The organism is Acetobacterium sp. UBA5834 (assembly GCF_002435675.1).
Classification (GTDB): Bacteria; Bacillota; Clostridia; order Eubacteriales; family Eubacteriaceae; genus Acetobacterium; species Acetobacterium wieringae.
Map to the genome: position 1 here is coordinate 24,783 of NZ_DJGY01000013.1, position 8,606 is coordinate 33,388.

At 47.2% G+C, this 8,606-nt stretch carries 11 protein-coding genes; 1 reads left to right on the forward strand and 10 read right to left on the reverse strand.

The annotated features are described in order from the left end of the window. Positions 1–125: 125 nt before the first annotated feature. The 5 genes from B3F51_RS03300 to B3F51_RS03320 form a co-directional block, all read right to left on the reverse strand. Positions 126–710 carry a thiamine phosphate synthase gene (locus B3F51_RS03300; protein WP_250934285.1) on the reverse strand — a complete coding sequence of 195 codons (585 nt, stop codon included), beginning with the start codon at positions 708–710 and terminating at the stop codon, positions 126–128. A gap of 76 nt (positions 711–786) precedes the next feature. Then, entirely contained in the window at positions 787–1,941 is a 1,155-nt protein-coding gene (gene thiH / locus B3F51_RS03305) for a 2-iminoacetate synthase ThiH (RefSeq protein ID WP_286945455.1), read from the reverse strand. 1 nt (position 1,942) lies between these two features. Beyond that, entirely contained in the window at positions 1,943–2,707 is a 765-nt protein-coding gene (locus B3F51_RS03310; protein ID WP_286945456.1) for a thiazole synthase, read from the reverse strand. 77 nt (positions 2,708–2,784) lie between these two features. Next, on the reverse strand, positions 2,785–2,979 hold the full coding sequence (thiS, locus tag B3F51_RS03315) for a sulfur carrier protein ThiS (protein ID WP_070370625.1): 195 nt from the start codon (positions 2,977–2,979) through the stop codon (positions 2,785–2,787). Positions 2,980–3,133: 154 nt separating this feature from the next. Next, positions 3,134–3,418, reverse strand: a complete 285-nt coding sequence (locus tag B3F51_RS03320; RefSeq protein ID WP_070370626.1) for a hypothetical protein — start codon at positions 3,416–3,418, stop codon at positions 3,134–3,136. Between the two features lie 229 nt (positions 3,419–3,647). On the opposite strand from B3F51_RS03320, the gene B3F51_RS03325 reads away from it, so the two are divergent. Then, positions 3,648–4,451, forward strand: a complete 804-nt coding sequence (locus B3F51_RS03325) for an HAD-IIA family hydrolase (RefSeq protein WP_228881842.1) — start codon at positions 3,648–3,650, stop codon at positions 4,449–4,451. Positions 4,452–4,537: 86 nt separating this feature from the next. On the opposite strand, the gene B3F51_RS03330 is transcribed toward B3F51_RS03325, so the two are convergent. The 5 genes from B3F51_RS03330 to B3F51_RS03350 all read right to left on the reverse strand — a co-directional run bounded on the left by B3F51_RS03330 (position 4,538) and on the right by B3F51_RS03350 (position 8,579). After that, positions 4,538–5,293, reverse strand: a complete 756-nt coding sequence (locus B3F51_RS03330; RefSeq protein WP_286945457.1) for a TMEM165/GDT1 family protein — start codon at positions 5,291–5,293, stop codon at positions 4,538–4,540. A 264-nt stretch (positions 5,294–5,557) separates the two neighbouring features. Then, complete coding sequence (locus tag B3F51_RS03335; protein ID WP_148637022.1) at positions 5,558–6,322, reverse strand: ABC transporter ATP-binding protein; 765 nt, start codon at positions 6,320–6,322, stop codon at positions 5,558–5,560. Further along, positions 6,315–7,148, reverse strand: coding sequence for an ABC transporter ATP-binding protein (locus B3F51_RS03340; protein WP_070370630.1), 834 nt, complete (start codon positions 7,146–7,148; stop codon positions 6,315–6,317). Before B3F51_RS03340 ends, B3F51_RS03335 begins: the two co-directional genes overlap by 8 nt. After that, positions 7,145–8,038, reverse strand: a complete 894-nt coding sequence (gene opp1C / locus B3F51_RS03345; protein WP_286945461.1) for a nickel/cobalt ABC transporter permease — start codon at positions 8,036–8,038, stop codon at positions 7,145–7,147. The genes B3F51_RS03340 and opp1C overlap by 4 nt, the downstream gene beginning before the upstream one ends. 1 nt (position 8,039) lies before the next feature. Beyond that, complete coding sequence (locus B3F51_RS03350; protein WP_286945465.1) at positions 8,040–8,579, reverse strand: ABC transporter permease subunit; 540 nt, start codon at positions 8,577–8,579, stop codon at positions 8,040–8,042. Positions 8,580–8,606: the final 27 nt, after the last annotated feature.

The window sequence follows — 8,606 nt, forward strand, 5'->3', positions numbered from 1 at the left end:
CAGATTAACAATTGGTCGGTACGATAGTTTACGACAACCTCAGGGATATGGCACATAGCCTTATCCCTTTATTTATTTATCTCCGATCCGCTTCAATTGTTGTGGTGCTATAAAAGAACCACTCATTAAACGATAAATCGTTGCGCCAGGGTTTCAGGATGATCGGTAGTCATCGCTTCGCTCATGATGCAAACGCCTTTAGCGCCAGCCATCATCGCAATTTTATAGTTGGCCTGACTGATCCCGCCGATGGCAAAAACCGGGATTGAGACGGAACTGCAGATCTCTTTAAGAAAAATCAGTCCCCGGGCTGGCAGACCTTTTTTGCAATCAGTGGGAAAAATATGACCGGCGATTAAATAATTGGCCCCCCAGGCTTCGGCTTCCCGGGCCTGTTCCACTGAGTGAATCGAGACCCCGACCTGCTTAAAGTTCCGGATCGCTTCGCAGGTTCTCCGAATGTCATGAATTGACACCTGTACCGCTTCCACCTTCAGTTCCTCGGCAATCTCAAGATTATGATTGATAATTAGTTTAATCAGGTGCCGATCACAGATTTCCTTTACTTTGATGGCCAGTTCCCTATAGTCTGCCTCGCTGAGTTCTTTTTCCCGCAGCATGATGGCATGGGGCTGCCCCTTGGCGATTTCTTCAATTCGACCGAGAAAATCATCCTGGCACAGTTTCTGGTTCGTTATACAAATCAGCATACTTGGCTCCTTTATTTTTCTTGTCTATAGTCTATCATATCCCGACTAAAAAACACCACCCATTTTAGTGAAGGTATTATACCCGGATATAGTCGCAATAAACCGGCTGAAGGCCCCGGTTTAAAATCATCTGATGGACCTCGGGAACGCTGCGGTGATCAGATATCTCAAATTGTTCATCGCCTTTTTCTTCCTGCTCATGTCCACCAACCCCAACACTGACACCGGCCGAAATTTTTGTTGCCACCATCCCGATGACATGGTCCCGAAAGCCCGGCCGTTCCCGGGTGGAAATGGTGATCCCGGCAAAAGGCATCAGCAACCGGTAGGCCAGCATCACCTGCAGCAGCTGTTTCTCATGGACGTCGTTAGGGTTGTTATCGGCTTTGTTAATAAAGGGGCGAAGCCGGGGCGTGGAAAAGCTGATTTCGGCATGGGGGTATTTCTGCAAAATAAAATAGGCGTGGAGTCCGGTGGCAAAGGCATCCTTCCGGAAGTTACCCAACCCCAACAGAGCCCCAAAAGAAACGCCCCGCATCCCCCCCAGCAAGGCCCGCTCCTGAGCCTCAAAGCGATAGGGAAAAACCCGCTTGGGCCCACTTAAATGAACCTGTTCATATCTGCTCAAATCATAGGTTTCCTGATAAACCGAAACAAAATCGGCTCCGCAGTTATGCAGATACGCATATTCATTGGTATTCAGCGGATAGATTTCTATCCCCACAGTGGCAAAATATTCTGCTGCCAGCTTAACCCCTTCGCCGATATATTCCACTCCCGAATGATGCCGGGATTCGCCGGTTAAGATCAAGATCTCTTTTAATCCGGTTTTGGCGATGGCTTTCAGTTCCGTCTCCATTTCTGCCAGACTAAGCTTACCCCGGCGGATTTTATTTTTACAATTAAATCCACAGTATACACAATTATTTTCACAATAATTGGCAATGTAAAGCGGGGTAAACAGACCGATGCTGTTACCAAAGTGTTTGTTTGTTTCGATCATCGCTTTTTTTGCCATTTCTTCTAAATATGGCGTCGCTGCCGGTGATAATAAGGCTCCATAATCGCTTATGGATAATCGTTCTTTTTTTAGGGCTTCTTCCACATCACTGTCGGTAATTTTCTGATCATCATACTTATCCACATTTTTTAAGACTTTATCCCGAATATCGGAGTCTATTTTCTCCATCTCAGGTTGATAGACCATTGGATCAGTGCGTTTTTTTATCATTCTAATCCTCCAAAAATCCGGTTAAGGGGCTGGACGCTTCGCCATGGGTTAAGACCCGGCCGAGACCGGCCAGATAGGCATTACGGCCCGACGCAATCGCCTGACCAAAAGCTTTGGCCATCAGCGGAATGTTTTTAGCTGTGGCCACTGCGGTATTGCACATCACCGCTGCCACGCCCATTTCCATCGCCTCACAGGCCTGGGACGGCCGCCCGATCCCCGCATCGACAATAATCGGAACTGGGATTTCACTAACTAGAATCTCAATAAAGTCCCGGGTACAAAGGCCCTTGTTGCTGCCAATCGGGGATGCCAGGGGCATCACTGCCGCTGCCCCGGCACTGACTAAATCCCGGGCTACATTTAAGTCCGGATACATATAGGGCATCACCACAAAGCCGTCCTTGGCCAGAATCTCGGTGGCCTTGATGGTTTCATAATTATCGGGAAACAGATATTTGGAATCCCTGATCACTTCCACCTTGATAAAATTCCCACAATTGATTTCCCGGGCCAGCCGGGCGATTTTGACCGCTTCCTCAGCCGTTCTGGCACCGGAGGTATTGGGCATCAGGGTAATGTTTTTGGGGATATAATCCAGAATATTTTCTTCCCCACCGTGATTCGCCCGCCGTAGGGCCAGCGTGACGATTTCTGCCCCGCCGTTTTCAACCACCGCCTTGACAATTTCCAGTGAAAACTTTCCTGATCCCAGGATAAACCGGGAATTAAACGTGTGTCCGCCAATTACTAATTGATCTGTCATCTTTTCTCCTTTTGTTTTTTATTTCTTGTTTTTTAAGCCCTGTTCGTTCATGGTGATCTTTAGTCGGCTACTTACCATCACCCACCGCCAACGAAACGTACCACTTCCAGGGTATCCGTTTCACAAAGCAGCACCGCATCATAGCTCGATTTCGGAACGATTTCACCATTTCTGGCGACAGCCAGAGTAGCCACATCAAATCCATTGATTTCTAAAAACTGTAACAGACTCTGATTGTTAACCAGGGTCATTTCTTTTCCATTGACACGCATCTCACTTCCTCCTTTGCTGTTGCAGACGCAAAAAAAGCACAAAATGCGATTACACCCTTTCGGTGGTGTACCCCATTTTGTGCTTTATTTATTCTGTTTTGATTTTATTACATCAGCCCACTAAAGTCAAGATCTGTTTTTTAACCGCTTCTGTCTAACGGCGGGTATAGGCGTTGTAGGCCGCCATTTTACTCTTATCTTCTTCAATTTCCTGAATTTCTTTTTTTAAGGCTTCCAGCCGAACTGTTAATTCCGCTACTTCTGCTTCGTCAACCGGACGATTGGTCACTTCTTTCTTAATTCCCAGGGCTAACAGCTGATCATCTTTTTCCTCGTACTCTTTACGGAGAAGTTCCAGGTTTGACTCACAAGAGATCAGCTGTTTTTTAATCATCCGCATCACCCGCATATCATCATAATTATTTAAGATTGTCTCCATTTTTTATCCCCTCGCCTTCCTAGCATCGTATTTTTCTGTTTTTGAGTTTATCACAGCTGATCATGCAAATACTTATGCGAAGACGAAAAATTTTTGCCAGGCTTATTTTTAATGATCTTTTTACATATATTTTCAGTTTTTTACATAAATTTGCCAAATTTTTAAGACGAACCCGGTTTTGTTGGGGTATAATATTGTAAATAAGTGAAAATTAATCGGAGGTAACAAAATGAATGAAGAGTTATTAGCATTAATTAAAGATAAAAAAGGCTTTATTTGCGATATGGATGGTGTCATCTACCATGGTAACAGACTGTTGCCGGGAGTCAAGGAGTTTGTCAACTGGCTTTATGCTGAAGATAAGAACTTCCTCTTTTTAACAAATTCCAGCGAACGTTCACCCATTGAACTAAAAGAAAAACTAGCTCGACTGGGTCTGGAAATTGATGAAAGCCATTTTTATACCAGTGCTCTGGCCACTGCCAAATTCTTAAAAGATCAGTCCCCGGGCTGTTCGGCTTATGTCATTGGTGAACCGGGTCTGGTTAATGCCCTTTACGACGTCGAAATTACCATGAATGATGTCGATCCGGACTATGTCGTTTTCGGCGAAACCCGCTCTTATAATTACGAATCCGTGATGCGGGCAGTCAAATTGATTCAAAAAGGTGCCAAACTAATCGCCACCAATCCGGACTTAACTGGCCCCACCGAAGAAGGCATTGTACCAGCCTGTCGGGCCTTGGTGGCACCGATTGAACTGGCCACCGGTAAAGAAGCCTACTACGTCGGTAAACCCAATCCACTGATGATGCGTACCGGTATCAAACGGCTGGGCGTTCACAGTGATGATGCCCTGATTATTGGTGACCGCATGGATACTGATATCATCGCCGGGATTGAATCTGGTTTGACGACCTTCCTGGTCCTCAGCGGGGTATCAACCCGGGAAACGGTTAAAGATTTCCCCTACCGCCCCAACTATATCCTTACCGGTATTGATGAGATTGTCGCCGGACTGGGACTACAGTAAAGCGCTTTATTATAAAATCCCTTTCACATTTATAGCTAAACAACGAAAAAGTTGCGATGTTTTTTTACATCGCAACTTTTTTTGCCTTACTTATTGTGCTGTTCTTTGCGGTCCCCTTCTTCAATTTTACAATAACATGATGGGTCACTGTCTTTGCTTGCTTCTTCCCGATCTTTTTTGATCAAATAATAGGACGCCCCGGCTGTCACAATCAATAATGCAATCATTAACAAACTTATCGTTGTGATCCCCAACTGCAACTGCTGGGTGGCCACCTGATAGGTACCAATAAAACCAAACAACATAAAAGCTCCGGCGGATACCAGTTTGACCGTCCGCTCGGGTATTTTTTTACAGAGTACCACCCCGATGATAATCCCGATGGCATCGGCAATCAGCATTCCGGTAGTGGTTCCGATCAACACGCCAAGAGCATTTTCGGGAAATTTGGTGGCCAGGGCAATGGTTGCCAGCTGAGTTTTATCGCCCATTTCGGCGATAAAGAAAGCCACCGCCACGGTAATCACCGGACCAAAGCGGGTGGTCCGGTTCTCTTCGCCATCCAGTTTATCCCCCCGAATCGTCCAGAGTCCAAAAAAGATAAAGGACAATGACGCAATCCCCTGAATCCAGATCTGGGCACCATCAAAGCGGGTGATATAGTTTCCCACGGCTACCGCCAGGGCGTGGTTAAAGACGGTGGCAATAAAGACTCCGAGCATCACCTTCCCGGCCTGATACTTGGTAGCAAAGGCCATCGCCAACAACTGGGTTTTATCTCCCATTTCAGCCAGCACCACGGCTCCTACCGCTACTAAAAAAGCAATAAATCCTGTGTACATTTGTATTCCTTCCTGTTTTATAATTTGAAAGCATCCCAAAATAAAAAGACTCCTAGCATAACCCACCACAAAATGGACTATGCTAAAAGTCTCGTTACCGGAATCGGCTACAAAGCCAGGCGACCATCGTCACCAGTATGTTGACTTTGTATAACAACTACTCCCTTTTAACAGTGTTATTTTACAACAATATCCCTGCTTTTGTCAATATATAAACCGGAACGCCTTTTTAATGCTATTTTTACGCAGGCGTTCCGGTTTTATCTAAACCTCAAACGGAATAACCGATGCCAGCAAAGCTCTGGCATAGTGATTGTTGACCCGGGCCAATTCCCCACTTTCTACTTCTTCGACAATTTGCCCCTGATACAAAAAAGCAATCTTATCACAAAGATGGGCCACCGCCTGCAGATCGTGGGCCACAAAGAGATAGGTGATGTTCATCTCTACCCGCAGTTGATGAAGCAGCTTTAAAATCTGGGCCTGAACCGATACATCCAGTGAACTGATGGCTTCATCCAGCACAATAAAGCGGGGTTTCGTGGCAATGGCTCGGGCAATACAGACCCGTTGCAGCTGCCCACCGCTGAGTTCATGGGGGTAACGGTTTTTGACCTCTGGCTCCAGCCCTACCCTCACCAGCAGTTGCTCAATGTGCCAATCCAAATCTTTTTCTGCACCACTGGCACAAAGCGGTTCAGCTATTGCTTCTGTTACGGTGTAGCGGGGATTGACCGAAGCGGTATAATCCTGGAATACCACCGACATTTTTCCCTTATTATTTTTAAGCCACTGTCTGACTGGCAGCCCTTCAAATAAAATACTGCCTTTCTCCGGCTTTTCCAGCCCCATCACCAGCCGGGCCAGGGTGCTTTTGCCACTGCCGCTTTCACCAATCAGGCCAACACAGGAGCCAGCAGTGATGCTTAAATTAACACCATTGAGGATTTTATTCCGGGCTCCCTTAAAATTTGTTCCTACCTGCAGATAGCTTTTTTCCAAATCCTTTATTTCCAGCAGATTAGCCATGGTGGTCTCCTTTTTTCATCGCCCTCTGAAAAGCGTGTGTCAATTCCAGTCGGGTATCAATCAGATATCGGGTGTAAGCATGCCGGGGATTTTTAAAAATGTCAACAGCGTCGCCATATTCCACCGCTACCCCATCTTTCATCACCAGTAGTTGATCGGAAAGATGCTTAACCACCCCCAGATCATGGGAAATAAAAATCAGGGCGGTGCCAATTTTCTGGCGGATGATTAAAAACTCCTCCACAACCTGTCCCTGATTAATCGAATCCAGGGCGGTGGTCGGCTCATCGGCAATAATCAACTCCGGCTCCATTGCCAGGGCGGTGGCAATCATGCAACGCTGCAGCATCCCGCCGGATAATTGGTGGGAATACTTTTTTATTACCTGATCCGGTTCCCGAATATTCATCACCGCCAGGGCCTCTTTCGCCAGGTTCATACTCTGCTTTTTTGTTAGCCCCTTATTCTCGACAAAGGTTTCGGCCATCTGATCGCCGATTCTGGTGATCGGATCAAAGGCCGACATGGCATCCTGGAGAATCATGGCAATCTGTTTTCCGCGGATTTCCCGCAGGGTATCTTCGTTTTGTCTGAGCAAATCAATGGCTTCACCGGACGTTTTAAAAACGGCCTTTCCCTGGTGTTTTAACCAGGGGTTGGTGATTCCCAACAGGGCCCGGGTGATCATCGATTTACCACTGCCACTTTCCCCGACAATTCCCAGACAAGAGTTTTTGGCCACTGAAAAACTGATATCATGAATGATTTCATCCTGATCCCGGGAATCAGTTACCCGCAAATTATTCACCTCAAGAATTACACTCATTCGATCACCGCCTTTTTGCGCCCAAACATCGCCCCAAACAATGATCGCCTGGTTTTAAAGACCTTGTCGATCTTGGGATTCATCGCTTCCTGAATACTGTCACCCAAAAAATTAAAGGCTGCCACCACAATAAAAATCGCCACGCCCGGCGCCAGCATCTGGCCAGGATTGGTGGTCATCACATTTTTGGCTTCGTTGAGCATCATCCCCCACTCGGCGGTGGGCGGCTGCACCCCCAGTCCCAGAAAGGACAGGGCTGATATATTGAGAATTGTCGCCGCGGTATCCAGTGTCGCCAGCACCGCAATCTCCCCCAGCGCTCCAACCAACAGATGTTTTCTGATGATGTGTCCGGTTGAACAGCCGGATACCTTGGCAAATCGGATATAGTTACTATCCATAAACTGAATGATGATTGCCCGGATCATCCGCACATACCAGGCCCATTTGGCAATCACCGTGGCCAGAACAATATTGGCAATTCCGGTTCCGAGGATTCCCACAATGGCCAGAATCAGCACCTCACTGGGAAAAGACAGCATGATATCGCAAATCCGCATTATCACATCATCAAGCCGGCCCCGGAAATAACCGGCAAGCACCCCCAGCACCGTGCCGATTAAAATCGTTACCGCCATGGTCAGGAGCGAGACCAGAATGGTGACCCGGCCACCATATAAAATCCGGGAAAAGACGTCCCGACCCAGTTGATCAGTACCAAACCAATGAGCCAGCGACGGACCCTGAAATTTGTTGATAATGTTCTGCGCAGTTGGATCATAGGGCGCAACCAGGGGTGCCAGAACAGCTAGCAGAATCACCGTCCCCAGAAAAAAGCTGACGGACATTGCCAGGGTATCGTTTCGGAAACGTTTAAAAAAACCGACCATCTCAGGCCTCCCTTCTGCGGGGATCAATCCAGACCGATCCCATATCGACCAGTAAATTACAAAAAACAAACAGTACCGCCATAATCAGGACATAGGCCTGAATCATCGGAAAGTCCCGATTAAAAATAGCGGTCACACAAAGCCTCCCGATTCCCGGCCAGGCAAAAATATTTTCAATCACCACGGTTCCGGCAATCAACTTGGGAATTGACATCCCCAAAGCGGTTAGCGAGGTTTGCAGTGAGTTTTTAAAAACATGCCGGGTGATGGTCTTCTCTGATAGACCCCGAACCCGGCCATACAGCACATAATTTTCCCGCTTGTTCTGAATCATATTGTTGCGGATCAGCCGGACATAGGTGGAAATATACCCCAGCGCCAGGGTTACTGCCGGTAAAATGACAGCGCCCGGAGCCGTCATCCCGCTGGTTGGCAACCATTTGAGCTTAACGGCAAAAAGCCACATCAGGAGGATCCCGGCCCAAAAACCGGGGATGGCGGTTCCCACAAAGACAATTCCCCGTAAGGCCTTATCTGTCAGGCTATCCTCCTTCCTATATTGTCAAGC

Coding starts and splice junctions, on each gene's coding strand:
- B3F51_RS03300 (WP_250934285.1), bottom strand. CDS start 710: ATGCTGATTTGTATAACGAACCAGAAACTGTGCCAGGATGATTTTCTC.
- thiH (WP_286945455.1), bottom strand. CDS start 1,941: ATGATAAAAAAACGCACTGATCCAATGGTCTATCAACCTGAGATGGAG.
- B3F51_RS03310 (WP_286945456.1), bottom strand. CDS start 2,707: ATGACAGATCAATTAGTAATTGGCGGACACACGTTTAATTCCCGGTTT.
- thiS (WP_070370625.1), bottom strand. CDS start 2,979: ATGCGTGTCAATGGAAAAGAAATGACCCTGGTTAACAATCAGAGTCTG.
- B3F51_RS03320 (WP_070370626.1), bottom strand. CDS start 3,418: ATGGAGACAATCTTAAATAATTATGATGATATGCGGGTGATGCGGATG.
- B3F51_RS03325 (WP_228881842.1), top strand. CDS start 3,648: ATGAATGAAGAGTTATTAGCATTAATTAAAGATAAAAAAGGCTTTATT.
- B3F51_RS03330 (WP_286945457.1), bottom strand. CDS start 5,293: ATGTACACAGGATTTATTGCTTTTTTAGTAGCGGTAGGAGCCGTGGTG.
- B3F51_RS03335 (WP_148637022.1), bottom strand. CDS start 6,322: ATGGCTAATCTGCTGGAAATAAAGGATTTGGAAAAAAGCTATCTGCAG.
- B3F51_RS03340 (WP_070370630.1), bottom strand. CDS start 7,148: ATGAGTGTAATTCTTGAGGTGAATAATTTGCGGGTAACTGATTCCCGG.
- opp1C (WP_286945461.1), bottom strand. CDS start 8,038: ATGGTCGGTTTTTTTAAACGTTTCCGAAACGATACCCTGGCAATGTCC.